The 26,428-nt window shown below is 71.4% G+C and carries 20 protein-coding genes and 1 pseudogene; 8 read left to right on the forward strand and 13 right to left on the reverse strand.

Annotation, left to right across the window (positions count from 1 at the left end):
• The first annotated feature begins 34 nt into the window (after nucleotides 1-34).
• Entirely contained in the window at nucleotides 35-940 is a 906-nt protein-coding gene (locus OG202_RS22460) for a TetR/AcrR family transcriptional regulator (protein WP_328223423.1), read from the forward strand.
• 228 nt (nucleotides 941-1,168) lie between these two features.
• On the opposite strand, the gene OG202_RS22465 is transcribed toward OG202_RS22460, so the two are convergent.
• Nucleotides 1,169-2,188, reverse strand: coding sequence for a WD40 repeat domain-containing protein (locus tag OG202_RS22465; protein WP_328223424.1), 1,020 nt, complete (start codon nucleotides 2,186-2,188; stop codon nucleotides 1,169-1,171).
• A 279-nt stretch (nucleotides 2,189-2,467) separates the two neighbouring features.
• On the opposite strand from OG202_RS22465, the gene OG202_RS22470 reads away from it, so the two are divergent.
• A complete protein-coding gene (locus OG202_RS22470; protein ID WP_327729059.1) occupies nucleotides 2,468-3,151 on the forward strand; it encodes a GDSL-type esterase/lipase family protein in 684 nt (227 codons plus the stop codon).
• A 36-nt stretch (nucleotides 3,152-3,187) separates the two neighbouring features.
• Here OG202_RS22470 and OG202_RS22475 read toward each other — a convergent pair whose 3' ends face one another.
• Nucleotides 3,188-3,964 (reverse strand): SAM-dependent methyltransferase, encoded by a 777-nt coding sequence (locus OG202_RS22475; RefSeq protein ID WP_328223425.1) that lies wholly within the window; start codon nucleotides 3,962-3,964, stop codon nucleotides 3,188-3,190.
• A 67-nt stretch (nucleotides 3,965-4,031) separates the two neighbouring features.
• Nucleotides 4,032-4,289 carry a hypothetical protein gene (locus OG202_RS22480; RefSeq protein ID WP_328223427.1) on the reverse strand — a complete coding sequence of 86 codons (258 nt, stop codon included), beginning with the start codon at nucleotides 4,287-4,289 and terminating at the stop codon, nucleotides 4,032-4,034.
• A 488-nt stretch (nucleotides 4,290-4,777) separates the two neighbouring features.
• On the opposite strand from OG202_RS22480, the gene OG202_RS22485 reads away from it, so the two are divergent.
• On the forward strand, nucleotides 4,778-6,364 hold the full coding sequence (locus OG202_RS22485) for an MFS transporter (RefSeq protein ID WP_328223429.1): 1,587 nt from the start codon (nucleotides 4,778-4,780) through the stop codon (nucleotides 6,362-6,364).
• Between the two features lie 218 nt (nucleotides 6,365-6,582).
• Here OG202_RS22485 and OG202_RS22490 read toward each other — a convergent pair whose 3' ends face one another.
• Both OG202_RS22490 and OG202_RS22495 read right to left on the reverse strand, forming a co-directional pair.
• Nucleotides 6,583-9,144, reverse strand: a complete 2,562-nt coding sequence (locus tag OG202_RS22490; RefSeq protein ID WP_326581921.1) for a DUF6185 family protein — start codon at nucleotides 9,142-9,144, stop codon at nucleotides 6,583-6,585.
• A gap of 102 nt (nucleotides 9,145-9,246) precedes the next feature.
• Nucleotides 9,247-10,209 carry a nuclear transport factor 2 family protein gene (locus OG202_RS22495; protein WP_326581920.1) on the reverse strand — a complete coding sequence of 321 codons (963 nt, stop codon included), beginning with the start codon at nucleotides 10,207-10,209 and terminating at the stop codon, nucleotides 9,247-9,249.
• 152 nt (nucleotides 10,210-10,361) lie between these two features.
• Here OG202_RS22495 and OG202_RS22500 point away from each other — a divergent pair, with 152 nt between their 5' ends.
• Nucleotides 10,362-11,354 (forward strand): aldo/keto reductase, encoded by a 993-nt coding sequence (locus OG202_RS22500; RefSeq protein WP_326581919.1) that lies wholly within the window; start codon nucleotides 10,362-10,364, stop codon nucleotides 11,352-11,354.
• Between the two features lie 297 nt (nucleotides 11,355-11,651).
• On the opposite strand, the gene thpR is transcribed toward OG202_RS22500, so the two are convergent.
• The 3 genes from thpR to OG202_RS22515 form a co-directional block, all read right to left on the reverse strand.
• A complete protein-coding gene (gene thpR, locus OG202_RS22505) occupies nucleotides 11,652-12,224 on the reverse strand; it encodes an RNA 2',3'-cyclic phosphodiesterase (protein ID WP_326581918.1) in 573 nt (190 codons plus the stop codon).
• A gap of 236 nt (nucleotides 12,225-12,460) precedes the next feature.
• Nucleotides 12,461-13,822, reverse strand: coding sequence for an MFS transporter (locus tag OG202_RS22510; protein ID WP_326585756.1), 1,362 nt, complete (start codon nucleotides 13,820-13,822; stop codon nucleotides 12,461-12,463).
• A gap of 924 nt (nucleotides 13,823-14,746) precedes the next feature.
• Nucleotides 14,747-15,184, reverse strand: a complete 438-nt coding sequence (locus OG202_RS22515; protein WP_326581917.1) for a MarR family winged helix-turn-helix transcriptional regulator — start codon at nucleotides 15,182-15,184, stop codon at nucleotides 14,747-14,749.
• Nucleotides 15,185-15,349: 165 nt separating this feature from the next.
• Between OG202_RS22515 and OG202_RS22520 the strand changes: the two genes are divergently transcribed.
• Nucleotides 15,350-15,532 (forward strand): ribbon-helix-helix protein, CopG family, encoded by a 183-nt coding sequence (locus tag OG202_RS22520; protein ID WP_033525916.1) that lies wholly within the window; start codon nucleotides 15,350-15,352, stop codon nucleotides 15,530-15,532.
• Nucleotides 15,533-15,575: 43 nt separating this feature from the next.
• On the opposite strand, the pseudogene OG202_RS22525 reads toward OG202_RS22520, so the two are convergent.
• Nucleotides 15,576-16,319 (reverse strand): annotated as a pseudogene (locus tag OG202_RS22525) (solute carrier family 23 protein); the annotation flags it as partial.
• A 67-nt stretch (nucleotides 16,320-16,386) separates the two neighbouring features.
• On the opposite strand from OG202_RS22525, the gene OG202_RS22530 reads away from it, so the two are divergent.
• From OG202_RS22530 to OG202_RS22540, 3 genes are all read left to right on the forward strand, one after another.
• Nucleotides 16,387-16,692 carry a DUF2530 domain-containing protein gene (locus OG202_RS22530; protein ID WP_327729049.1) on the forward strand — a complete coding sequence of 102 codons (306 nt, stop codon included), beginning with the start codon at nucleotides 16,387-16,389 and terminating at the stop codon, nucleotides 16,690-16,692.
• A gap of 304 nt (nucleotides 16,693-16,996) precedes the next feature.
• Entirely contained in the window at nucleotides 16,997-19,405 is a 2,409-nt protein-coding gene (locus tag OG202_RS22535; RefSeq protein ID WP_328223431.1) for an HAD-IC family P-type ATPase, read from the forward strand.
• Nucleotides 19,406-19,604: 199 nt separating this feature from the next.
• Entirely contained in the window at nucleotides 19,605-20,159 is a 555-nt protein-coding gene (locus OG202_RS22540; protein WP_328223432.1) for a hypothetical protein, read from the forward strand.
• Nucleotides 20,160-20,264: 105 nt separating this feature from the next.
• Here the strand turns inward: OG202_RS22540 and OG202_RS22545 are convergent, their stop codons facing one another.
• From OG202_RS22545 to OG202_RS22560, 4 genes are all read right to left on the reverse strand, one after another.
• A complete protein-coding gene (locus OG202_RS22545; RefSeq protein WP_327729048.1) occupies nucleotides 20,265-21,182 on the reverse strand; it encodes a hypothetical protein in 918 nt (305 codons plus the stop codon).
• Between the two features lie 182 nt (nucleotides 21,183-21,364).
• Nucleotides 21,365-22,165: a DUF5707 domain-containing protein gene (locus OG202_RS22550; RefSeq protein WP_328223434.1), complete on the reverse strand. Its 801-nt coding sequence runs from the start codon at nucleotides 22,163-22,165 to the stop codon at nucleotides 21,365-21,367.
• A 211-nt stretch (nucleotides 22,166-22,376) separates the two neighbouring features.
• Nucleotides 22,377-22,922 carry an MOSC domain-containing protein gene (locus OG202_RS22555; RefSeq protein ID WP_328223436.1) on the reverse strand — a complete coding sequence of 182 codons (546 nt, stop codon included), beginning with the start codon at nucleotides 22,920-22,922 and terminating at the stop codon, nucleotides 22,377-22,379.
• Nucleotides 22,923-22,987: 65 nt separating this feature from the next.
• Entirely contained in the window at nucleotides 22,988-26,140 is a 3,153-nt protein-coding gene (locus tag OG202_RS22560; RefSeq protein WP_327729046.1) for a sacsin N-terminal ATP-binding-like domain-containing protein, read from the reverse strand.
• Nucleotides 26,141-26,428 lie beyond the last annotated feature (288 nt).

Below are 26,428 nucleotides of genomic sequence, written 5' to 3' on the forward strand. Positions count from 1 at the left end.
CCCAGTTTTTCCGCGAGGACCTAAACTCGGGTCCATGACAAGGGGCAAGAGCGGTACGGACGACGGCGCGAGCGGCGGCCGTACCGGTGGCGGGGCCGGCGGCGTCGGTGGCGGGGCCGGCGTCGGCGGCGGTACGGAGACCAGCGGCAGCGGGGACATCGTCCGCACACTCCATCTGCTGTGGGACACCGGGCGGCGCCCCAGCCGCGGCCCCAAGCCGGGGCTCACCCTGGACCGGATCGTGGAGGCGGCCGTCCAGGTCGCCGACGCCGAGGGTCTGCACGCCCTCTCCATGCGCCGGGTCGCCACCGAACTCGGCACCGGGACCATGTCCCTGTACCGCTACGTCCCCGGCAAGGCCGAACTGCTGGACCTGATGCTCGACCGCGTCCAGCGCCCCTCCGAGAACCCCGCCGACCTCGGCGACGGCGGCTGGCGCTCCGCCCTGGAGGCCATGGGCCGCGCGACCCTCGCCCTCTACCGCCGCCACCCCTGGCTGCTCCAGGTCAACCAGTCCCGCCCGGTGCTCGGCCCGAGCGCCCTCGACGGCATGGAGAAGGTGCTCTCCCGCATCAAGTCCATGGGGCTGACCGACCCCGAACTGATCTCGGTGATCATCGCCGTGGACGGCTATGTCGTCGGCGCCGCCCGCACCCAGCTCTACCAGCAGGAGGCGGAACACCGGTCCGGCCTCACCGACGCGGAGTTCTGGCAGGCCCAGGCGCCCGTCCTCGAAGAGCTCATGGCCTCCGGCCGCTACCCCCTCCTCTCCAGCCTCTCCGAGGACGCCTTCGGCACGGACTTCGACCACTTCGAGTTCGGCCTCCAGCGCCTCCTGGACGGCCTGGAGACCCTCGTCGCGCGGCGGGGCGGGGGAGGGAACGGGGACGGCGGACCGCGCCGGAGCGGTAGCCGGGGGCGGACCGCGCCGGAGCGGTAGCCGGGGGCGGACCGCGCCGGAGCGGCGGCCGGGGGCGGACCGCGCCGGAGCGGTTAGCCGGGGGCGGACCGCGCCGGAGCGGCGGCCGGGGGCGGACCGCGCCGGAGCGGCGGCCGGGGGCGGACCGCGCCGGAGCGGCGGCCGACGCCGAGGTGGCGGTCAGTGTCCGCCTGGTGAGCCGCCGAGGCGGCGGTCAGGGTCCGCGTGGGGAGCCGCCGGGGCGGCGGCTCAGGACGGTCGGCGCCGCAGTCGCTTGAAGCCCCACATGACGACGACCGCCCCGCCGACGGCGAGGGCGCCGACCTTGAAGGTGGAGCTGGTCCCGTCGCCGTCCGCCTGGGTGGTCCCGGAGCCGTTCCCGTCGGAGGACGAGGAGCCGGAGCCGCCGCTTCCGGAGCCGCCGCCGGGCACCTCCCGCGCGACGACCGAGCTGCCCGACCCCTCACTGCCGTACATGACCTTCGAGCCGTCGGTGCTGAAGGTCACCGACTCCCCCTGCCGCTGCAAGGGCACGCTCAGCCGGTCGACCTTCTTGATCTTGCCGCCGTTCCAGTCGTAGAGGATGCCGCCGAAGTACGCGCGCAGGGCGAGCTGCTTGCCGTCCGGCGAGAACGCGCCGTCGGTGACCTCCAGATCAGGGACGGAGGCGACCTTCTTGAACACGTTCGTGCCGGAGGAGGAAAGCTCGGCCGGTCCCTCGTACAGCGACCCGCCCGCCTCGTTCTTGTCGGCGATGTAGACCCGCCCGGTCTTCGGATGCACCATCAGCGCCTCCGCGTCCCGCGCCCCGTCCTCGTACTTCACGACATACTGCGTGGCCTTGATCGTCTGGTCCTTCAGCTCCTTCGGCTCCGGGAGCTCGTAGATCCACACGTACGCCCAGGTGCCGCCGAGGTTGTCGCCGATGTCGCCGACGTAGAGCTTGTTGCCCGGGCCCATGGAGATCGCCTCCACGTCACGCGGGGTGCCGACGCCCGTCAGGGTGACCGTGGCGACCGTCTCGCCGCTCTCACTGTCGACGGCGTAGAGGAACGCCCCGTCGTCGCTGTCGTTGTGGGTCCAGTAGACGCCCGGATGCTGACGCGACGCGGCGAGACCGCTCGACTCGGTGATCCGCGAGTCCTGCATCGTGAACCCGTCGTCGTCGGCGACCGCGGGCGCGGCCGGGAGGACGGCCAGCAGGATCGCGGCGAGACCGGCGAAGCCGGCGCGGAACCGGCGGCGGGGGTGAAGGGGGCGACGGCGCATGCGCCCAAGCCTGCCATCTCGCTCCGCCGGGTGGGGTGGGGGAGCGCCGTGGGGGTGCGGGGTGGTGGTCGGGGGCGGGCGAGTGGGGGCTTCTCTCGCGGTTCCCCGCGCCCCTTGAAAGACCAGCCCCCACCGGAGCCGCACCCGCCGACTCACCCGAACCCCCGAGCCATGACGCACCCGAACCCGCGAGCCAGGAGGCGCCACGTGGCAAGTTTCACAGGGCCGGGTGGGGCGACCGGCGCCTACCAGCCGGTAGCGATCGTTCATGATGAGCGCATGCTCAGGTTCATGCCCGTAGGCGACTCCATGACGATCGGGAGCGCGGGCGAACACACATGGCGCTTCCGGCTCTGGCAGCACCTGCGCACGACGCACGACGGCCCCTTCAAGATCGTCGGCCCGCGCGAGACGCTCTACGACAAGGCGACGGACACGCCGACGTCGTACGAGTACGCCGACACGGACCCGCGTTTCCCCCGCGCCCATCTCGCGGGCTGGGGCGAGGGGTGGCTGCACATGGCCCCGCTGATCGCCGACGCGATCCGCGCCCACCGCGCCAACGTCCTCCTCGTCTCCCTCGGCCTGATCGACCTGGGCTTCTACACCAACGCCGAGCAGACCGCCGAGAACACCCGCCGCTTCGTCGAGGCCGCCCGCGAGGCGAACCCGCACGTCCGCATGGTCCTCCTCCCGGTCACCCCGAACGTCCGTGCCGAGTCCGACGCCCCCTTCGCCGCCCAGGTCGCCCGCTTCAACGAACTCCTCGGCAAGACGGCCGCCGACCTGGACGAACCCCGCTCCCCCCTCCTCCTGGCCTCGCCACCCCCGTCGTACGACATCCACTGGGACACCTACGACGGCACCCACCCCAACGCCTCCGGCGAACACAAGATCGCGGCGACCTTCGCGAACGCGATGCACGAGGCGTGGGGGCTGGGGGGACCGTACGAGGAGTCGTGACAGACCGGTCGGCGTAGGCGGTGCGAAACAGTGGCCCTACTCGCTCTTCCTGGCCGTCACCAGTGCGAACGTCAGATACTCCCCCTCGTCCGCCTCCAGCATCTCCACGACCGCCTGATCGACGCCCCCGGACGGCGACGGCCTCCGCTCCACGCCCGCCCGCGCCCACAGCAACCAGTCCCGCCAGCCGTCCTCCTGGAGCCGTGCCGAGGTGACGTCGACCAGTTCGGTGACCGCCCACTGGAACCGCCACCACTCGGCGGTGTGCCAGGCGATGGCCTCCCAGCCGACGACGTCCTTGATGTGGGCCGGTATGAACCCGAGGTCGCGCACCTCCCGGGTCAGGGCCGGCGTGGCGACACCGAGCTGCCCGCCGGGCCGCAGGAAACGCACCAGGTACGGCAGATAGCTGTCCGCCGTCCCGAAGTACTCGAACGCGTCGACGCTGACGACGGCGTCGAAGCTCCCCTCCTCGAACGGCAGGGTGTGCGCTTCCGCCCGCACCGCCGTCACCCGGTCCCCCACCCTGGCCTCCTCGAAGACGGCCGCCGCCTCCTCCGCGGGGATCCACCAGTCCGCGGCGACCACCTCCACCCCGAACTCCCGCGCCAGGAACACGGAGGTCGCCCCCTTCCCCGACCCCAGGTCCAGCACCCGCATCCCGGGCCGGAGTTCGAGGTCCCCCACCAGGTCCTCCAACAGCCACAGCGGATTCGGCCCCATGTCGAGGTCGAGCAGCCAGGCCGAGTCGTAGGCGGAGGCGCGGGGGTAACGGTCGGGGCGGTGGAGGGCGGCGAGCGCGGTCGTGGTCATGGAAGCCGACCCAAACCGTTGGGACACCGGCCGCGCAAGGGAGTTTCGCCGTACCGACCGCGCCCAGTCACCGTGCGTATCGTTGCACTGCGCGGCCGTCTTCGATCGAGGGGCGGCCGGGGAGGAACGCCACGATGACCGTCCTTGAAGACAGGATCGCGATGGCCGAGAGCGACAACGCGGCCGCCAGCGACCCCAGGTGCGCACCCACCAGACGCAGCACCTTCTCGTCCCCGGGCGTCAGCTGCTTGAGGCGGGTCCGCACGGCCACACCACTCGGACCGGACGCGACGAACGACGCCGCGATACTCCGCAGCTCACCCACCCCGTCACCCCCTGCCCGACCCCACCCGAAGAACCCGTCGCCATGAGAAACGAGCACCACCCGGGAAGGTCACGCATTCGATGCGAGAACGTCAGTTCCCTACCGAAACCCGCCCCCACGGCCGAGACACGCGACCCGGCACAGACCACCCACACTCACCCCCACTCACCAGAACGCTCCTGAACGCACTCCAGCGGCAGCAGCTCCAAACCCCTACGCGGGGAAGTGCCGGCTGTTCACCCAGCCCAAGGACGGCGACTACGTCAGCGACCTGTCCGTCACCTACGGCGGCGACGTCGACATGAGCACCACCCTCCTCGGCCTGGTCCTTCCGACCGCCGACTTCCCCCGAGGCTGACGGCGTCGTCCGCGGCCTCCCGGCTCGGGCGCTCCGCGCTTGATCGGTCGGCTCCCGCTCGCTTGGATGACCCGGTCGGACGTGACCCGCGCGGGCCGCGTCGAGCGGCGCGGCGGAGGCGGGGGCGGGGATGGCGCGGGGCGGTGGGCTGGGGCGGGACTTCCGGTGGTTGTGGGCGGCGTACTCGGTCAGTGCGTTCGGTACGCGGCTGTCGTTCGACGCGTTCCCCCTGATCGCGGTACTGGTCCTGCACGTCGGCCCGACCGAGGTCTCCGCGCTGGCGGCCACCGGCCTGGCGGTGGGCGCGGCCGTGGCCGTACCGCTGGGCCCCCGGGTGGAGTTCCGCCCCAAACGCCCGGTGATGATCACGATGGACCTGGTCCGCTGCGCGGCCCTGCTGACCGTCCCGGCGGCCTACGCCCTCGACCTGCTCACCTTCCCCCAGCTCCTCCTGGTGTCCGTGATCGTCGCCGTGGCCGACATCGCCTTCACCGCGGCGAGCGGCGCCTGTCTGAAGTCCCTGGTCCCGCCCGAGCACCTCGTCGCCGCCAACGGCCGCTTCGAGGCCACGACCTGGACCACCACCATGCTCGGCCCGCCCCTCGGCGGCGCCGCGATCGGCCTCTTCGGCCCGGTCACCACCCTGCTCACCGACGCGGCCAGCTACCTGCTCTCGGCAGCCGGCATCCGAGCGATCGGCGGCAAGGAACCGCACCTGGTACGCACCGCATCACCCACGCCACCGACGAAGCCCGCCGGGCCGACGGACCCCGCCGAGCCGACGGACCCCGCCATGCCCGCGACGCCCGCCGGGCCGCCCCACCCCGCCATGCCGACGGACCCCGCCGGGCCTGCGAGGCCCACCGAGCCCGCGAAGCCCACCGAGGCCACGGCACCCGCCATACCCGCACCACCCATGACACCCGCGCGGTCCTCTCAACCCACGCAGCCCACGCAGGGCACGGCCGGCACAGACGGCACGGACGGCACGGACGGCACGGACGGCACGGACGGCACACAGGGCAACGCCCCCCGCCCCACTCCCGCGCCCCGTCTCCGCCCCGGCGACCTCCTCGACGGCTGGCGGTACCTCCTCCGCGACCCGGCCCTGCGTCCCCTCTTCCTCAACACCGTCCTGGTCAACGCCCTGATCATGGCACCCGCACCCCTGCTGGTCATCCTCATGGTCGGCCAACTCGGCTTCGCCCCCTGGCAGTACGGCCTCGCCTTCGCCCTCCCGTGCGCCGGCGGCCTGATCGGCTCCCGCCTCTCCCGTCGGCTGGTCGCCCGGCACGGCCATCACAAGGTCATCCGGATCGCCGGAACCCTGCGGGTGTGCTGGCCGCTGGGGCTGGCGTTCATCGGCCCGGGACCCGCCGGCCTCGTCCTCGTCATGGTCGTCGAGCTCGGCCTGATCACCTGCATCAGCATCTACAACCCCGTGCTGACCACCCAGCGCCTCACCCGGACCCCGCCGGACCGCGTCGTCCGCACCCTCACCGCCTGGTCCGTCACGGGCAAACTCACCACCGCCGCCATGACGGCCCTCTGGGGTCTCCTCGCCGCCCTCACCACCCCCCGCGCCGCGATCGCCGCCGCCGGCGTCCTCCTCCTGGCGACCCCGCTGTTCCTCCTCTCCTACCGCCGCCCGCCCGAGCCACCCCTCCCCCGGGATCACCAGGACCGCCAGAACCCGCAGCCCCTCCCGAAGAGCTGAGGCCGAGCGCCGCCAGGAACGCCGAGAACGTGGGCGCCACCACCCGCCACTCGCACCGCCGGGGGTCCGTCCAGAACGCGCTGCCCCGACCCGGGGTCCGCCGGATCCGTGCGGTGGTCGAGCACGAGGGCCAGGCCGTCGCCCGGCCGCCGGTTGACCGCGACGACGTACGCCTTCTCGACGGCCGGCCAGGGCAGTGCGACGAGGCCTCCCGCCTCTCAGCCCCCCGCCCCCTCGTTCGACGACGAAGGCGGCGCCTCCCCACCCGACGGCACCGCGTCCGGCTCCGCGAAGAACTGCCAGATGGTGATGATGGCGATGATCTGACCGATGAGATAGGCGACCTGGAGCGAGTAGTACCGCATTTGGTAGACGGACAGGAGAAGCCCCAACCGGGTCTGCCAGTAACGCCGTTCCCCCGCGAACGTGTCGAGATCGAGCGCGATCCCGGTGACGGTGAGGACGAAGAGCATGGTCGATACGTGCAGTGCCACGTTGGCCGAGCTCTCACGTGTGAACCAGCGCACGAGTACGTCGATCACCACGGGCAGTGCGAAGGCCGCGGTGACAGGGATGGCCTTGACGGCTCCCCGCCGCCCCGGCAGTACGCGCCACAACGCGCCCAGGACGAAGCCCGCTGCCGCGAACCTGACCGTCCAGGAGACGAGGGTGAACGCCATGTCGGGAAGGCCGAGCACGTCCGAGAGTGTGTTCTGCCAGCCCTCCCCCCGGATCCACTGCGCCCATGTGTTGAGAACCGCGGCGGGCAGCCCGGGTATCAGTGCGAAGCGGGCGCCCCGTACGCCGTTGCCCCACCAGTCGTCCCTCGGCCCGAGGGCGAGCGCCGCGTCGACCACCGACACCTTGGCCGGCAGCCGGTCGGGCGCGGCCTCCGGGGCACTGTTCACCGCCCAGTTGTGCAGCCGGTGCAACTTCCGCTCCAGAACCTCCCGTTTCGGCGGTACGTCACCGAAGAGCCCCTGGTCCAGGCGGCGCAGCTCGGCGTGGATCTCACGGTAGGAGCGGGCCTTGCCCAGCAGTCGAGCGCGGGCGGCGGGACCCGCCACGGTCGAGAGAGGCCGTCCGGAGATCTCGAAGGGCTGGGCGAGGACGGACCGGTGGGCGAGGAGGGCTGTCGCGCCGTACAGAGCCAGCGCGTAGAAAGGTATCCAGAGGAATTCGAGGAGGGGGCTGCCGAGGTGGTCCTGGACGTCCAGGCCAACCGCGAGCGCGAAGAAGGCGAGGAGCAGGAGACCGTCGGCCCGGTCGTGCAGCGGGGACAACGAGCCCGGCGCCCGCCAGGCACGCAGCACGGCGATCACGGCCAAGCTCGTTGTCAGCCAGCCGTGTTGGAGGACGAGCCAGGTCACGACGTAGGTGACCGACTGCATCACCTGCCAGCCGAAGTCTGCCCAGTGGTCTTCGCCGTATGCGGGGTCCGACGGGCTGAACAGCCAGCTCGCCTGCTGCCAGTTGCGCTCGTAGACCAGAGCGAAGCAGACAGCGATGACCACCGTACTGACGAGGACCGCCGGCCCGGCGACCCCGATACGGAGTTCCCGGTCGAGGCCCTGGAACCGGCGACTCCTGGGCACCAACTGTCCGTCGGTGGCCAGGCGCCAGGCAGCCGCGACGACGGCGAGCAGGAGCAGACCCGAAATGAAGAAGGACAGTCCGGTCTGCAGCGCGACCAACGCTCCCAAGCCGTCGTAGCTGCCGTCCGAGCTATCGAGGTTCTCCGACCTGAACGCGAAGAGCCCCACCGCCAGAACCGTCGGACACACCACCAGCGCCGCCGCAAGCACTCGCTGGATCGGTCGCGGCGGACGGGCGAAGCGGAACAACAGGGCCATGGTCCCCATGGCGACGAGGAAGCCGGGGAGGGCATCGGCTTCCGCTAGCGCGGCGCCGACGTAGGACAGGACGCCCAGGACCGTCCAGTCCCGCAGGTTGCCCAGGGTGCGTAGTCGGAGGTCGGTCGGGATGCCGGGACGTCGTCGATAGCGCCGGACCGCGGCCAGGAGCAGGGAGGACATCGTGGACACCCAGAGCAACGTGCCCACGGTGCCCGACATCCTGCCGATCACGTCATCCTGCCGAGCGGCCCAGGACCGTTGCCAGGAAGGCCTGATATCCACGGTCACCCGCAGCCCCTCAGGCGCGTCCTCAGCCTCAGGGTCCGCCAGGACGATCACCCCCTCGGTCCGCCCGGGCCGCCACACAAGAGCCGTGGCTCCTCTGCCGGTCTTCGGCTCGGGTTCCGCCCGCTCGGCCCCGGGCCGTCCGGGATCCACGGTGACCTCGTCCCACCGGGCACCCCACAGGGCGGGCGGGGCCCGGAGTTCGAGGATCCACATCTCTCCGCCGAGCGGCCGCACCCGCCACAGGCCCACCTCGGTGACGTACTGAGTGTCCATCCAGCCGTACACCTCGTCGACGACCTTGGCCCGGCCTCCTTTCCACGTAACCACCGGCTTCCTGGTTCGCCGCTCCGACCAGCGCTGGTGGTCATCGTCGGCGCCGAGGAGACAGGACATCGCCTCGATGTACTGCCGGCTGTCCTCGCTGAGCGACAGATCCCGTGCCGGCGGCCAGGTCCCCGGAACATCGAGGGTCAGTTCGGTCACGACCTTCGTGTACGTCCGGTCGTCATGCTCCAACCGCACCGACGTACTGACCTCGGCGCCGGCCAGCTCCGCACTCCGGCAGGCGTCGTCGGCCGACGGTTCCGTCGCCCGCGCGGCCCCCGGCGTGACCAGCACGCACAACGCAGCGGTCAACACAGATACGACCCACGCGAACGCACGGCTTTTCGACAAACACGTCCCCCCCGCCCGGAATCTGCGGACCCGCGTCTCAGATCATGACCCGCAGAACTCCGGTCAGAACATCGTGTTGTCGTTCGCCGCAGTCGCCGGAACGTCCTGGAGCACGTCCCAGTGTTCGACGATCTTCCCGTTCCGCACCCGGAAGAGGTCGATGACGGCCTGGCCGCGCTCGCCGGGCGCGTTGACGTAGTGGCTGTGGACGGCGACGAGGTCGCCCTCGGCGATGACGCGCTTGCGCGAGACGGTGAGGTCGGGGAACTGCTGGAAGTAGCCGCCCAGACCGGCCTCGGCCCCCGCCACGCCGTCGGCGATGTTCGGGTTGTGCTGGTGGTACTCGGGGCCCCAGTACTCGTCGAGCGCCGAGAGGTCCTTCCGCACCAGCAGCCGGTCGAACGCCTTGGTCACCAGCTTCTCGTTGTACGCGGTCAGCCAGGCCGGCCCCGGTGTACTGGTCCTCGGCCGGCTGACCGTGGAGAACATGTCGTTGCCGTTGGCCGAGGACTCCGGCACCTCCTGTGCCACGTCCCAGTGCTCCGCGATGCGCCCGCCCTGGAACCGGAAGATGTCGAACACCGCGGAGCCCCGACTGCCGGGCGTCAGCACCACGTTGGAGTGCACGAGGACCAGGTCGCCCTGCGCGACGACCCGCTTGACGTCGTACTCGGCGTCCGGGAACTGCTGGTTCATCACCCCGGCGAGGCCCTTCAACGTCTCCGCCCCGTCCGGCGCGAGCGGGTTGTGCTGGATGTAGTCCGGCCGCACGTAACGGTCCACGACCGCCGTGTCCCCCTCCTCGAACACCCCCTTGAGGACGCGTACGGCGACGGCCTTCTGGTACCCGAGGCGCGCGGCATCGCCGTACGCGCTCCGCTCGGCGGCGGCCGTCGACGATGCCGCAGCCGCAGCCGCTGCCGCTGCCGGGGCGGCGACGGCCGGGACGACGGCGACGGTCGAGGTGAGCGCGACGGCCGCGAGGGCGGCGACGAGGGCGCGGCGGGCAGGCGTGGTGGGGGTCACGATGCTCCCAAGTGGGTAACTTGAAGATTCAATATGATGCTTACCGAAGGAAAGCACTAACCACGAGATAGCGTCAAGATCCCACCCGCCCGGGCCGCCGCGGACCCGCCCCGCTTGCCTAGAGCGCACTCCACCGCCTTGGCTAAGGAGTCATGAAGTACACACAGCTCGGACGCACAGGACTCAAGGTCAGCCGACTGGTCCTCGGCACGATGAACTTCGGTCCGCAGACGGACGAAGCGGACAGCCACGCGATCATGGACGCGGCGCTGGATGCAGGCATCAACTTCTTCGATACCGCGAACGTGTATGGCTGGGGCGAGAACAAGGGCCGCACCGAGAGCATCATCGGCAACTGGTTCGCCAAGGGCGGCGAGCGCCGCGACAAGGTCGTGCTCGCGACCAAGGTCTACGGGAACATGGCGGCCTCCGCCGACTCCTGGCCCAACCACGACAAGCTCTCCGCGCTGAACATCCGGCGGGCCGTGGACGCCAGCCTCAAGCGGCTGCGGACGGACCACATCGACGTCTACCAGTTCCACCACATCGACCGGGCCACCCCCTTCGAGGAGATCTGGCAGGCCGTCGACGTCCTGGTCCAGCAGGGCAAGATCCTCTACGCCGGGTCCAGCAACTTCCCCGGCTACAAGATCGCCCAGGCCAACGAGACCGCCGCCCGCCGGGGCGGCACCATCGGCCTCGTCAGCGAGCAGTGCCTCTACAACCTCGCCGAGCGCCGCGCCGAGATGGAGGTCATCCCGGCCGCGCAGGAGTACGGCCTCGGAGTCATCCCCTGGTCACCGCTGCACGGCGGGCTGCTCGGCGGGGTCATCAGGAAGGAGGCCGAGGGCGGTCGCCGTACCTCCGGCCGCTCCGCCGACGCCCTCGCCGACAGCGCCGTACGCGCCCAGGTCCAGGCCTACGAGGACCTCCTCGACAAGCACGGCCTCGAACCGGGCGAGGCCGCCCTCGCCTGGCTCCTCACCCGTCCCGGCGTCACGGGCCCGATCGTCGGCCCGCGCACGGCCCAGCAACTGCAATCCGCGATCCGCGCGGCCGAGCTGGACCTGAGCGACGAGCTCCTGACCTCCCTGGACGAGATCTTCCCGGGCCCGGGCCCGTCGCCGGAGGCCTTCGCCTGGTGAGCGTCGGCCGCTCGCCCGCTGCTTGACCGGCGGCACCACCCGCTGCTTCCAGGGGCGCGGGGAACTGCGCGACAAGCCCCCACCGGGCCTCAGGTTCGGTACGGGCCTCAGGTTCGGTACGGTCCGCAGTTCCCCGGCAGGCGCCGGCACGCGACGGCAGGCGACGGCACGCCACGGCTACTTGCCGAGCGCCGCCGAGAGAGCGACCACCACGAACATCAGCACAAGCACACCGGCCATGATCCGGTTACGGGTCTTCGGGTCCACGCCACCGAGCCTAACCGGCGGCCCGAAAGGTCATCCGGCCGCCCCAAGGCCCCACCGCCCGACCGCCTCGTACCGCGGCTGCTCCCCCGCCACGCCGGATGTCGGCAGAACGCTGCGCACCAGCGCGAGGTCGGCCACCGTCCACGGACGCCCGGCGAAGGCGTCGAGGACGCCGACGAACGGCCGTACGTCGAAGTCCTCGCGGCTGCGGGCCACGGTCAGGTGGGGCGTGTACCGGCGGTGCTCCCCCATCGGCACCCCGGCCTTGCGCGCCGCCGCCTCCGCGCGGTCGGCCAGCAGCCGCAGGGCGCCGAGGTCCCCCTCGGCCCCCGCCCACAACGCCCGGCCGTGCCCGAACTGCCCGCCACCGCGCACCGCCAGCGGAAACGGCTCACTCCGCCGCGCGGCCCGCTCCAGCCGCCGTGACAGCTCCGGTACGACGTCCTCGTCGACCTCTCCGTAGAAGGCGAGCGTGAAGTGCCAGCCGGGCGACGCGGTCCAACGCAACCGGTCCGCACCGGCCAGGCCCTTCAACTCCCCGATCACCGAGCCGAGTTCATCGACGACCTCGGCGGGCGGAAGCACAGCGGCGAACAGTCTCATGCCCGCCACCTTCCCAGGTGGCCGGATCACCTGGCGACCACCGCGCCCCGAAAGGGGGAGCGGGAAACCGCCCGACCGACCACCACGTACCGCAGCCGCCCGCCCGACCGACCACTACGACGCCGCCGCCGCAGCCGCCCGACCACCACGACGCCGCAGCCGCAGCCGCAGCCGCCCGGCGGTGCTTCGCGGCACCTGCGTAGGCGTCACGGCTGCCCCCGGCGGAGCGCCACCGCTCAGACCGGTACCGACCTCGGTTCGTCGGCCCGCTTCCGGGACAGGACCCGCACCCGTGGGTGCCCCTGGTTCCATCCCACCGACAGCCGCATCCCACCGGCCCTGACGAGGATCAGGCCCACGACGACCGCGGCGACCACGGAGACGACACCGCCGGCGACGAAGCCGATCCGGGCGCCGTACGCGTCGGTGGCCCAGCCCGCGATCGGCGCGCCCAGAGGCGTACCGCCCAGGAAGACCATCATGTAGAGGGCCATGACGCGGCCGCGCATCGCGGGGTCGGTGCCCATCTGGATGGCCGTGTTGGTGGTGACGTTCACGGTCAGGCCGAACATCCCTATCGGCACCATGAGCAGGGCGAAGATCCAGTACGACGGGGCCAGCGCGGCCATGATCTCCAGCAGGCCGAAGGCGAGCGCGCCCCCGATCAGCACGCGCAGCCGGGCGGTGCCGCGGCGGGCCGCGAGCAGGGCACCGGCGACGGAGCCGACCGCCATGAGCGTGTTGAAGAGGCTGTACGCGCCGGCGTCGGCGTGGAACACGTCGTCCGCGTACGCCGACAGCCAGACGGGGAAGTTGAAGCCGAAGGTGCCGATGAAGCCGACGAGGACGATGGGCCAGAGCAGTTCGGGGCGGCCGGCCACATAGCGCAGGCCCTCACGGAGCTGGCCCTTGGCGCGGGGAGCGCGGCGGACGGGGTGCAGCTCTCGGGTCCGCATCAGCAGCAGACCGGTGAGGGGGGCGACGAAGGAGAGGCCGTTGTAGAGGAAGGCCCAGCCCGAGCCGACGGTGGTGATCAGCACACCGGCGACGGCGGGGCCGACCAGACGGGCCGACTGGAAGTTCGCCGAGTTGAGGCTGACCGCGTTCTGGAGCTGGCCGGGGCCGACCATCTCCGACACGAACGACTGCCGGGCCGGGTTGTCGACCACGGTGGCCATGCCCACGGCGAAGGCGGCCACGTACACGTGCCACACCTGGACCTGACCGGAGAGCGTCAGCGCGGCGAGCGCCAGCCCCGTGACCGCCATCGACGTCTGTGTCAGGAACAACAGCCGCCTCTTGGGGAACCGGTCGACCAGCACCCCGCCGTACAGGCCGAACAGCAGCATCGGCAGGAACTGCAGCGCCATCGTCACCCCGACAGCCGTCGACGATCCCGTCAGGCTCAGTACCAGCCAGTCCTGCGCGATCCGCTGCATCCAGGTGCCGATGTTCGACACGACCTGCCCGACGAAGAACAGCCGGTAGTTCCGAACCCGCAACGACCGGAACATGGAGACGCGTTCACGGGAGGCGGGGGACTCGGCGGTGTCCGACGAGGAATCGACGGCGCCCGGCGAAGAGTCGGGGGCGGTCACCGACGGGCCGGAGGCACCGGCAGAAGCAGAGGCAGCAGCAGCAGCAGCGGCAGGGGTCGAGGAGAGGGGAGCGCTCACCGGCAGGCCGGGGGCCTGAGCGGGGGCGGGGGCGGGGCCGGCGACAGCCCCGGACGGCCCCTCGGCCGTCGGCTCGGCGGCTCGCGCGAGCGGAAGGGCGTCGGATCCAGCGGCCGGTTCGACAGGCGTCGGCGCCCCGGACTTCCCCGGACCGGCGCCCCTCGCCTGCACCGGGCAGACGGCCTCCGGCGGAACCGAAGCGGCGGCGCCACGCTTCTCCGCACCGGCGGCATCGGACACCACCAGGGCGCCGGGGCCCGGCTTCACCAGGCGGGCGGCGTCCCCGTTCGCCCTGCCGACGGGCGTCTTCCCCGAACCGGCGGCATCGGACACCACCAAAGCGCCGGGCTCCGCCTTCACCAGGCGAGCGGCGTCCCCGTTCGCCCTGCCGACGGGCGTCTTCTCCGAACCGGCGGCATCGGACACCACCAAAGCGCCGGGCTCCGGCTTCACCAGGCGAGCGGCACCCCCGTTCGCCCTGCTGACGGGCGTCTTCCCCAGGCCGACGGCGTTCGGCGTCGGTGGAGGGACTGCGGCTCGGTGCGGCGGGCCGGTGGTATCCGGCGGCGCTTCCGGTGCGTCGGGGGTCGGCGGGGGCTCGTGGGCGGTCGGGGGTGCGGGGACGGAAGGTGTTCCGGGGCCCGTACTCAAAAGGGCTCGCCTCCTTGCGTGAAACGCGGGTGTGTCCTGCGGTTGTGTAAGCCTCACCGCTCCTGTTCTGTCTGCTGGTTTTCACGTCGGCCCATGCACGCCCCCCGACGGCGCACGGGCTGCAGGCCTGGGCGCACCGGCGGCCGATCCGGCGTACCCCCAGGGCTCCGGCGCACCCGGCGGCCGGGCGCGGGGTCAGAGATGGGCGAGCTTCTCCAGCACCGGCGCGGCGGCGCGGAGCTTCTCCCACTCGTCCTCGCCGAGGCCCTCGACGAGGGAGGCGAGGAACGCGTTGCGCTTGCGGCGGCTCTCCTCCAACATCGCCTCGGCCCGCTCGGTCTGGGTGACCACCTTCTGCCGCCGGTCCTCGGGATGCGGCTCCAGCTTCACCAGCCCCTTGCTCTCCAGCAGGGCGACGATGCGGGTCATCGACGGCGGCTGCACATGCTCCTTGCGGGCCAGCTCACCGGGGGTGGCGGTGCCGCAGCGGGCGAGTGTGCCGAGCACCGACATCTCGGTGGGGCTCAGCGACTCGTCGACCCGCTGGTGCTTGAGCCGACGGGACAGGCGCATCACGGCGGAACGGAGGGCGTTCACAGCGGCCTCGTCGTCGCCATGGTTCAGGTCAGGCATGTTCTTTAGCGTAACTCATTACTCTCGCTAAAGACCACCGGAACTCCACAGCTGTGCCCGTGAGCCCCGCCACTCATACCGATACCGGCACCGACATCACTCATATGAGTGACTAGTACGCAGAACATGACACGACAGACCAGAGCACACCTGACCCTCGTACATATGGGGACCACTGTGCTCAGCCTGCGGATAGACGAGGAGCTGCTCGAACGGCTCCGGACCCACGCGGCGAAAAGGGGAATGAGCGTCCAGGACTACGTGATCGGGACGCTCATCCGGGACGACTTCGACGAGCGGTTCCAGACCGCCGTCGACGAGACGGAGAAGTTCTACGGGGTGACGTGAGCAACCCGGGCGACGAAAGCGACGAAAGGAACCCGGGCGCCGCTCACGTCAGCCCCAGCGCCGGCATCAGGTAGTAGAAACCGAACACCGCCGACACCACGTACATCGCGACCGGCACCTCGCGCCCGCGGCCCGCGGCCAGGCGCAGGACGACGAAGGTGATGAAGCCCATGCCGATGCCGTTGGTGATCGAGTAGGTGAACGGCATCATCACCATCGTCACGAAGGCCGGGATCGCGATCGTGTAGTCCGCCCAGTCGATCTCGCGGACGGAGTTCGCGAGGATCAGGAAGCCGACCGCGAGCAGCGCCGGGGTGGCCGCCTGGGAGGGGACCATCGTGGCGACCGGCGTCAGGAACAGCGCGACGGCGAAGAGGGCGGCCGTGACGACGTTCGCGAAGCCGGTGCGCGCCCCCTCACCCACACCCGCCGTCGATTCCACGAAGCAGGTCGTGGCCGACGAGGAGCTCGCGCCACCGGCGGCGACGGCGACGCCGTCGACGAACAGAACCTTGTTGATGCCCGGCATCTGACCGTCCGCGTCGGTCAGCTTGGCCTCGTCGCCGACGCCCATGATCGTGCCCATCGCGTCGAAGAAGCACGACAGCAGGACCGTGAAGACGAACAGGACACCGGTCAGCACGCCGACCTTCGAGAAGCCGCCGAAGAGACTGACCTCACCGAGCAGCCCGAAATCGGGGCTCGCGACCGGGTTGCCGGGCCACGTCGGCGTCGTCAGACCCCAGGAGCCCGCGGGCAGGTCGGCGGCGGCCTCGATGACGACCGCGGCAGCGTCATCGATGCAGGAAATGCCATCTCCGCGCGTAGACCCGTCCGCCTCGTAAGCTGTGCCCATGGCGAAGTGGATCCCCAAGCACGAGGCACCGGAGCCCCTGGAGGGGCCGATCGTGCCGACCATCATCGGTGGCACGATCCTGTGGCTCGTCCTCTTCGTCGTCCAGCTCCCCTTCTACGGCTGGTACGAGGACCACGGGCACACCTGGTGGGTGTGGACCTGCCTGGCGGGCGGCGGGCTCGGGTTCATCGGCATCTACTACGTACGCAGACGGGACGCGGCCATCAAGCGGGACGCGGAGCGCAAGGCCGCCGCCGAGGCCGACACCGACACCGACGCCACCGACGTGACGCCGGTCGAGTAGGCGCCCCCTGCTGAAGCCGGTCACCGGAGGCCGCGCCACCAGACCCCCGCCGCCGGGCCTTCGGCCTCGCCCCCGACCGCGGACGCGGAGCGCCGGACGCCGGACGCCGGACGCCGGACGGACTGAACGGGCCGAACGGGTCGAACGGGTCGAACGGGTCGAACGGACTGAACGGGCCGAACGGACTGAAGGAGCGGTGGTGTACGACCACGGCATCACGGCGTCCTCTCCCCGCTCCTCCCCAGGTCGGATCTTTCGCGCACTCGGCGGGTGAACCCCCAAATCCGCACGTACCGTCGAATGCATGACGCACATCGACGCGGGCACCGACCTCGATCCTGTGCACCCCACCACCGCCCCGGCCACGGCACACACGGGCCGGGCGCGCGGTCTCACGGCCGCCGAGGTGGCCGGACGAGTGGCCCGCGGCGAGGTGAACGACGTACCCGTACGGAGCAGCCGCTCCACGGTGGACATCGTCCGCGCGAACGTCTTCACCCGGTTCAACGCGATCATCGGCGTGCTCTGGGTGATCATGCTGTTCGTGGCGCCGTTCCAGGACAGCCTCTTCGGCTATGTGATCCTCGCCAACACGGGCATCGGCATCATCCAGGAGTGGCGGGCGAAGAAGACCCTCGACTCCCTCGCGGTGATCGGCGAGGCGAGGCCGACGGTCCGGCGGGACGGGGTCGCCGTGTCGGTCGGCACCTCCGACCTCGTCCTCGGAGACGTCATCGAGATCGGCCCCGGCGACAAGATCGTCGTCGATGGGGAGTGCGTCGAGACCGACGGCCTGGAGATCGACGAGTCGCTGCTCACCGGCGAGGCCGACCCGGTCGTCAAGCAGCCCGGCGACCAGGTGATGTCGGGCAGTTTCGTGGTCGCGGGCGGCGGCGCGTTCACCGCGACGAAGGTGGGCCGGGAGGCCTACGCGGCCCAGCTGGCCGAGGAGGCGAGCCGCTTCACCCTCGTCCACTCGGAACTCCGCTCCGGCATCTCCACCATCCTCAAGTACGTCACGTGGATGATGATCCCGACCGCGATCGGCCTGATCATCAGCCAGCTGGTCGTGAAGGAGAACGACTTCAAGGACTCCGTCGCCCGCACGGTCGGCGGCATCGTGCCGATGGTCCCCGAGGGTCTCGTCCTCCTCACCTCCGTCGCCTTCGCGATCGGGGTGATCCGCCTCGGCCGCAAGCAGTGCCTGGTCCAGGAGCTGCCGGCCATCGAGGGCCTGGCCCGCGTCGACACCGTCTGCCTCGACAAGACGGGCACCCTCACCGAGGGCGGCATGGACGTCACCGAGGTGCGCTCCCTCAACGGCGCGGACGAGTCGTACGTACGCAAGGTCCTCGGCGCCCTCGGCGAATCGGACCCCCGCCCGAACGCCTCCCTCCAGGCCGTCGTCGACGCCTACCCGGACAGCGAGGACTGGCGCTGCACCGAGTCGCTGCCCTTCTCCTCGGCCCGCAAGTACAGCGGCGCGTCCTTCAGCGAGGGCGACGGCGAGACCAGCACCTGGCTGCTCGGCGCCCCCGACGTCCTCCTCCCCGACGGCGACCCGGCCCTCACCGATACCGAACACCTGAACGAGGAGGGGCTACGGGTGCTCCTGCTGGCCCGGGTGACCCGGGAGCTGGACGACCCCGAGGTCGCGACCGGCGCGCACCCCACGGCCCTCGTCGTCCTCGAACAACGGCTGCGCCCCGACGCCTCCGACACCCTCCGCTACTTCGAGGAACAGAACGTACGGGCGAAGGTCATCTCCGGCGACAACGCGGTGTCGGTCGGCGCGGTGGCCGGCAAACTGGGCCTCACCGGCGAGGTCGTCGACGCCCGCCGGCTCCCCGCCGAACGCGACGACATGGCGCGGGCGCTCGACTCCGGCACGGTCTTCGGCCGGGTCACCCCGCAGCAGAAGCGGGACATGGTCGGCGCGCTCCAGTCCCACGGCCACACGGTCGCGATGACCGGGGACGGCGTGAACGACGTCCTGGCCCTCAAGGACGCCGACATCGGTGTGGCGATGGGCTCGGGCTCGGAGGCCACCAGGGCCGTCGCCCAGATCGTCCTCCTCAACAACAGCTTCGCGACGCTGCCGTCGGTGGTCGCGGAGGGCCGCCGGGTGATCGGCAACATCACCCGCGTCGCGACCCTCTTCCTGGTGAAGACGGTCTACTCGGTGCTCCTCGCCGTCCTGGTGGCCTGCTGGCAGGTGGAGTACCCCTTCCTCCCCCGCCACCTGACCCTGCTCTCGACCCTGACGATCGGCGTCCCGGCCTTCTTCCTCGCCCTGGCCCCCAACAAGGAACGCGCGCGACCCCACTTCGTACGCCGGGTGATGCGGTACGCGATCCCGGGCGGCGTACTGGCGGCCCTGGCCACCTTCGCCACGTATCTGATCGCCCGTCACCACTACGCGGGCGAGGGCTCGTTGGAGGCGGAGACCAGCGCCTCCACCCTCACCCTCTTCCTGATCTCCATGTGGGTGCTGGCCATCATCGCCCGCCCGTACACCTGGTGGCGCCTGGGCCTCGTCGCCGCGATGGGCGCCGGCTTCCTGGTGGTCCTCGTCGTCCCCTGGCTGCAGGACTTCTTCGCCCTGCGGCTGGTGGGGACGGCGATGCCGTGGACCGCGGTCGCCGTCGCGGCGGGGGCGTCGGCCGTACTGGAGTTCCTGTGGAGGTGGGTGGACCGCCGCTTCCCGGCGTAGGGCCTACGGCCCCGCAGGACGTACGACCCCCGCAGGACGTACGGCCCGCGCAGGACGTACGGCCCGCGTCGGAAACCGGACGCTCCCCGTCGGCGTCCTCGCCTCCGACCGACCTCGTTGGGGCCGCGCCGTCGCGTCACCGACTTCGAGCGGCTTCGAGCGGCATCGCGAGGCGGCACAGGGAGGGGAGAGACAGCGCATGAACCCGTATCAGCAGGTGGAGTTCCACGCCCCGTGCGGACACCTGATCTCGGCTCCGGCCGATCGTGTCGGGCAGGACGTCCGTTGCCCGCACTGCCACCAGGTGGTCCGGGTCCCGGCACCCGACGTTCCGTACGCCTCGCCGGTCCCCGTACCGGCCGGCGCCATCGAGCCGGCCGCCCTGACCGCGATCTACGTGACCGCGCTGATCGGCGGCCTCCTGGGCGCCGGTCTCGTCTATCTGGTCATGTTCGACGAGTTCTCGGAGTCCGAGCTGGTCACGATCACACCGCTGTGGTTCTTCCCCATCGTCTTCGGCCTGTACGGCTTCGCCTCCCAGCGGCTGCTGCGCCGCATCTCCACCGGCCGCGCGAGAACCCTCGGCGAAGCCGCACGCATCTCCATCTACGTGGCCGGCCACTGGGCGGCCCTGGTGCTCTTCCCGTTCCTGGTGCTGAAGTGGCGCAGTTCCCTGCTCGTGTCGCTGGCGGCGGCCCTCTTCTGGGCCGTGCTGCTGTGGCTCTTCTTCGCGCTGCTCTTCCCGAGCCTCTGACAGCGCCGAAGCGCCGGTAACCGTCCCCTGACGACTTCTTACGAGAAAGGCGCCGGCCCCGGGAAGTCCCGGAACCGGCGCCAACACCTCTTACGGCTACCGCGCTTACTTCACGTCGACGGCGTCGGCCGCCGAGGTCACGGCCGCCGTGCCCGCGCTGCCCGCGAAGACGTAGCGGTACGAGCCGTCGGCGGTCGCCTTGACGGTGGTCTTCAGGACGCCCGTGGAGGACGTCTTGACCGTCTTGACGTCCTTGTAGACGGACGTGCCCTTCTTCTTGAACTGCAGCTTCACGGGCTGGCCGCCGTACGCCGGGGTCTTGTTGGTGTTCCAGTTGGCGCGGGTCAGCTTGCTGGTGACCGTGAGGGTCTTGCCCTTCTTGACGGGCTCGGGGGCCGCGTTGGCGCCGGTGAGCCTCGTCTCGCGCTGGAGCTTGGCGGTGCCGAGTTCGCCCTGCCAGGTCTCGCCCAGCTCCAGGGAGTCCTCGTCGAACTGCAGGGCGAGGCCGCCGACCTTCCAGGTCTTGGCGTACGAGTTGACGAGTTCACCGTCGGCAGGCCTGATGTCGATGAGCGCCTTGCAGTTGGCGGTGGTCGCGGAGGTGGCCGTGCAGGACGCCGCCTCGTCGCCGAAGAGCACCGGCACCTCGAGCGTGTCCTCCACCGAGCCGGGCATCGACTTGAGGTAGAGGAAGGGCCCGTTGGCGAAGTCCTCGGAGGTGATGTCGAGGTCCGCGGCGTGCGTGAGCTTGTAGGTGACCGACACCGTGCGGTGCTTGGTCGCGCCGACGACGATCGGCTTGCCGCCGTTCACCTTCATGGCGGAGAAGGAGACATCGAGGTCTCCGTCGGCGGCGGTGGCCGCGCCGAACGCGGACGGCCCGCCGGCGGCGGTGGCCGCCGCCCACTGCGGGGAGGTGGCGATGCCGTTCGCCGAGTCGTCCGCGGCGTACACGGCCGGAGCGGCGAAGGCGGAGAGAGCGAGGGCGCCGGAGACGGCGACCGCGGTGGTTCGGATACGCATGTGTTCCCCCGGTGAAGAAATGGGGCCCGAGGGCGTCGTCACATCGAGCCCGGAAACAACGCGGGTTTGTCGGCCCGCGTGATCTGGTGTGCAGGGGGACGCGCCGGTTCACCCGGCGCGTCCTCCTGCCTCCCGCCGCGGCGACATACCGGCCGAGAGGGGTGAGCCCGTGGGCTCGCTGCCTACTTCACGTCGATGGCGTCGGCCGCCGAGGTCACGGCCGCCGTGCCCGAGCTGCCCGCGAAGACGTAGCGGTACGAGCCGTCGGCGGTCGCCTTGACGGTGGTCTTCAGGACGCCCGTGGAGGACGTCTTGACCGTCTTGACGTCCTTGTAGACGGACGTGCCCGCCTTCTTGTACTGCAGCTTCACGGACTGGCCGCCGTACGCCGGGAACTTCTCGGTGTCCCAGTTGGCACGGGTCAGCTTGCTCGTGACCGTGATGGTCTTGCCCTTCTTGACCGGCTCCGGAGAGGCGTTCGCGCCCGTGAGCTTCGTCTGGCGCTGGATCTTGAAGGTCTTGGCCGGGTCCTTCTCGACGTAGTCGGCGTCCTTGGCCGCGGCGAGCGCCCAGACCTTCCAGGTGCCGGCCACGGAGTTGATCAGGTTGGACTGCGTCTCGACGGTGAAGCTCGCCTTGCAGGACGCTGTCGTCGCGTTCACCTTCTTGCAGGTGGCGCGGCTGTCGTCGTTGCCGTTGGCGACGGCGCCGCTGTCGGCGGTCTCGAGGCTCGCGCCGTGGTACAGGACCACGGTGACGTCCTTGAGGCTGATGCCCGAGTCGTCCGTGGCGGTGAAGGAGACCGCGAAGGTCTTCTTCCCGGAGCCGACGACGACCGACTTACCGCCGTTGACCACGACGTTGGAGATCTTCGTGTCGCCGGCGGTCGGAGCGGCCTGCGCGGCCGGGGCGACGAAAGCGGTCAGAGCCAGGGCGCCGGTGACGGCACCCACGATGGCACGCTTGTTCAATGCATTCCCCACGTGGAAGGGATCTCGCGGACGGTCGGTCCCAGGAGATCCGGTTCAGGTCTGTTGAGCCGGTCGACTTCCGGGAGTCGAGTGACTCCTGAGAAACCCGTCGGTTCGGGTGATCAGATTCACGAGGGAGGCGAATGGTTGTACGAGATTCGAGTTTCCCGTGAAGATGTCGTCCAGATCACACCGACCCCCGGACGCAACCCGGCAAAAGCCGCTATACGCGCTCCAGCGGGTGATGCGGCCCCGCCGGAAGCTCGACGTCGATCGCGTCGCCGGGACGGACCGTTCCCCCCTGCCGGACCACCCCCATGATCCCGGACTTGAAGGTGAAGTCCCCTGTCGCGGCGTCGAGTTCGAAGACCTCCTTCAGCAGCCCCTTCTGGAACGTGTTGATCTGGTCGCACGGGTTGCGGAGCCCCGTGACCTCCACGATCGCCTCGTCGCCGAGGTGCAGCAGAGCCCCCGCGGGAAGGCCCAGCAGGTCGATCCCACGGGTGGAGATGTTCTCGCCGAGCTGACCGGCCGCGACGGTGAAGCCCTTCGCGGCCAGCTCGTCGAAGAGCTCCTCGTGGATGAGGTGCACCTGACGCAGATTGGGCGCGTCCGGCTCGTACGTCATACGGAACCGGTGCTTGACGGTCCTCCCCGCGTGGACATCGCCCTCGACGCCGAGACCGGTGAGCAGCGTGATGCTCGCACGGTTCGGCTTGCTGAAGGAGTACGTCCCGTTCGCGCTCACAGCCGTGACCCGCGCCGCCATCGTGTGCTCGCCTCTCCTGCCGTGCGTATCCCCACTCCGACCCGGCCCGCCGCGCGCGGGCACGCTCAGTCGAACCAGCGGTCCCGCGCCAACTCCGCCGTCCTGGACGGGTCTTCGAGCAGCGCGGCCACCTCGAAGCGGCGTGGCCACTGACCCGCCGCCCAGGCCAGCCCGGCGGCGACCCCCTCCAGGGTGGAGGCGTGCAGTACGCCGTCCCGGGTGCGGCGCCAGTCCAACTCGACTCCGTCGACGACCAGTTCCTCATGCTCGAAGTACGACGAGGGGGTGGCCGGGCCGAGCAGGACCCGTACCGACTCCGGTACGTCGTGTTCCGTGCCCTCCGAGTCCACCTCGCCCGTCACCGACTCGCTGAGCCGCCGCACCTGGAACAGCTCGGCCAACTCGGCGGCCCGGGACGGCCGTACGGGCAGCAGGGGCATCCCGGAGGTGAAGGGCAGCAGGTCAGGCGAGTCGACGACCACGGCGTCGGCCGCGTCCACGACGGTCACCTCGCCGTCCACCACCGCGCGCAACTCGTCCGGCAGCGTCACCTGTTCGGGATCGAGGTCGGCCAACGCGCCGTAGAGTCCGTGCAGTTGGGCGGCGGACACGGGCAGGTCCGGGTCGGCCAGGCGCTCCAGCAGCTCGGCGGCGCCTCCCGGTTCGTCCAGCAGCGCGGCCACCGACGTCCGGACGCCCAGCGCCCGCAGGACCTGTTCGTCGTCGAAGCCGGTGGCGTCGGCCTCGTCGTACAGGCCATGCAGGAGCGGGTCGCCGCCGGCCGCCAGGAGGCCCGCCGGGCGGCGGCCGTCGAGGACCGGGTGGCCGCGCAGCCACCAGGCGGTGTAGGGGCGTACGACCTCGTGCGTGCCGTCCGGGAGCAGGATGCGTACCGGCTGGACGAGGGCGTCGCGCAGCGGCGGCCGGGCGAGCAGCGCGAGCGCCTCCGGCCAGCGGTCCTCGTCGACGAGGTCCAGGTCGCGCACGGCCACGATCTCGGTCGCGACGGGCGGTACGGGGCTGTCCGGGAACCGGTCGAGGATGTCCTCGGACCACACGTCCACCGCGTCGAGCAGCCCGGCGTCGTCGGGTTCGGCGAAGTCCCCGTCGCGCGGCTCCAGTTCGTCCGGGTCGAGGACGACGTCGGTGGCGCGGACGAGGGCGAAGTTGGCCAGGACTCCGCAGGCGGCCAGCGGCTGTTCGCCCCAGCGGTCGGCCAGCTCGGCGTCCACGAAGGCGAGTTCGTCCTCGCGGATGACCTGGGCGAAGGGGCTGCCGGGGAGGACGAGTTCACCGGCGGGTGCCAGTTCACCGTCCTCGTCGGTCAGGGCGAGGGCGCCGAGCCAGGGTTCGTCGCCGGGGTCGAGGGCGGCGTCTCGGACCAGGGCGAGGACGAGGTCGGCCAGTTCGTCGGCGTCCGGTCGTCCGTCCTCCTCGTCCCAGACACCGCCGTCGTCGTCCAGGGACGCGGCCACGGCGGCCCGTACCTGCGGGGTGGTGAGCACGGCGCGCGGGGTCGCGGGCAGGGCGCCCAGCTTCTCCAGCAGCGGATGTGCGGCGTCCGGGTGGGCGACCTTCAGACCGAGACGGGCGAGGGTCTCGGGGGCGGCCTGCGGCCCGTCGGGGGTCGGCAGGAGCACCTGACGCGGCCCGATGGTCGTCCGTCCGTCCGCGAGCGGCACCGGGAGCCCGGACAGCCGGTCCGGGTCGACGCCGGCGAGGCTGTCGTAGAGCCGCCGCCACCAGTCGGGCGCCTTCTCCAGGCCCGCGAGCCGGTCGATCGCGTCGCCCAGCGGCAGGCGCGCGACGCCCAACGTACGCAGTTCCGCGCGCCGTTCGAGCCCGGCGGGCAGCAGGCTGGGCAGTACGTCGGAGAGAACGTGCACGGTCTCGGCGCCGGCCCCCTCGACGACCTCGGCGTCACGCGGCCGGAGGGAGGCCGGAAGGTCGTCGTCCTCGTCCTCGGGATCGGGCCGGTGCGCGGGCGGGAGGAAGGAGGTCCGCGGCAGCCGCTCCAGGATCGCCTGGCGCAGGGCGCCGTCCAGCTCGCCCTTGCCCAGCGGGCCGGGCACGAGGTCGATGATCCCCTCGTCCACCGGCTCCCAGGCGGCGAGCAGTCCGGCGTACGCGTCCGCCGCGCGCTGCACGAGGAAGTCGGTGAGCGGCCCGGGCGCGGCGTGCCGCCGGGTCGTGTCCAGCGGGAAGGAGGCGATGAGCAGCGCGGGCACGCCGAGGGCCTCGTCGCTGGGTGTGGGCGCGTGCACGACGGGGCTGGTGAGCGGCCGTACCGGCGCGCCGTCGGGCCCCGTCGGCACCGCCCAGGTGACGGACCAGTGCGGCCGCAGCCGCTCCTCGACGGGCCGGTCGGTGAGCAGGGCGCCCTCGATCACCCCGTGCTCGGCGACGGTACGCCAGCGCGTGACCCCGTCCCGCGAGTCCTCGACGACGACGTACGCCCCCTCCACGCGCCGCCGCATCGTCCGTACGTCACCGGCGCCGACCTCGATGACGACCTCGTCGAGGCCGGGCAGTGCGAGCAGCAGGGCGTCGTCGACGGCGTGCAGCAGCCGCTCGGCGAGATCGGCGGCGGCGGTGTCGCGCAGCGGCAGGATGACCACGGTGTCGTACGACTCCGGGGCGGACCCCTCGGCCGCGAACGGCAGCCGCAGCAGCGGCACATGGCCGTCACGCCGGCGGATCTCGTCGCCCAGCCCCGGGCTGTGCCGCGCGGTGTCGGCGGCGAGCAGCCGGGCCTCGGCGAGCGACCAGCGGATACCGCCGTGGCGCCCGACGACGGCGGGCTCGTCGGTGACGGCGAGCACGGCGGCGAAACCGACGCCGAACCGTCCCACCGCGCCGACAGCGCTGTCAGCGCCGACAGCGGGCTCCCGCTTCGCGGACGCGCGGAGCGTGGACAGCGACTCGACGCCGCCCGCGTCCAGCGGGGCACCGGTGTTGGCCGCGACGAGGACGCCGTCGCGGAGGGTGAGCCGCAGCCGTCCCGGCACCTTGGCCCGCGCGGCGGCGTCGGCGGCGTTCTGCGCCAACTCCACGACGAGACGGTCCCGGTAGCCGCCGAGGACGAGATCCTCCTCGGCGTTGGCATCCTCACGGAACCGGGCCGGGCTGGTCGCCCAGGCGTCGAGCACGCCCCGCCGCAGCCGAGCCGTCCCGAACGGGTCCGCACCCTCGGCCGCCGGCCGCACGAACTTGCTCACGGTCACTTCTTCCTGTCGCCTGATGGCACGAAGGTACCGCGTCGCTGCGCTGCGTATGCCGGACGCCCAGGGGGTGGGGGGTACCTGTAATTTCGGCGGGTGCGGCTGCGTGGGGGCTGGTCGCGCAGTTCCCCGCGCCCCTGAAGACCCACGCCCCTGCGGGGCCTGAAGGCGGCGGTCGGCGGGCCGAAAAGCACGGGGCGGAGCCCCTGCTTTTCAGGGGCGCGGGGAACTGCGCGAGAAGCCCCACCGGACCCGCACCCGCCGACGCACCGAACCCCCGGGCTC

This window comes from Streptomyces sp. NBC_00310 (assembly GCF_036208085.1).
Classification (GTDB): Bacteria; Actinomycetota; Actinomycetes; order Streptomycetales; family Streptomycetaceae; genus Streptomyces.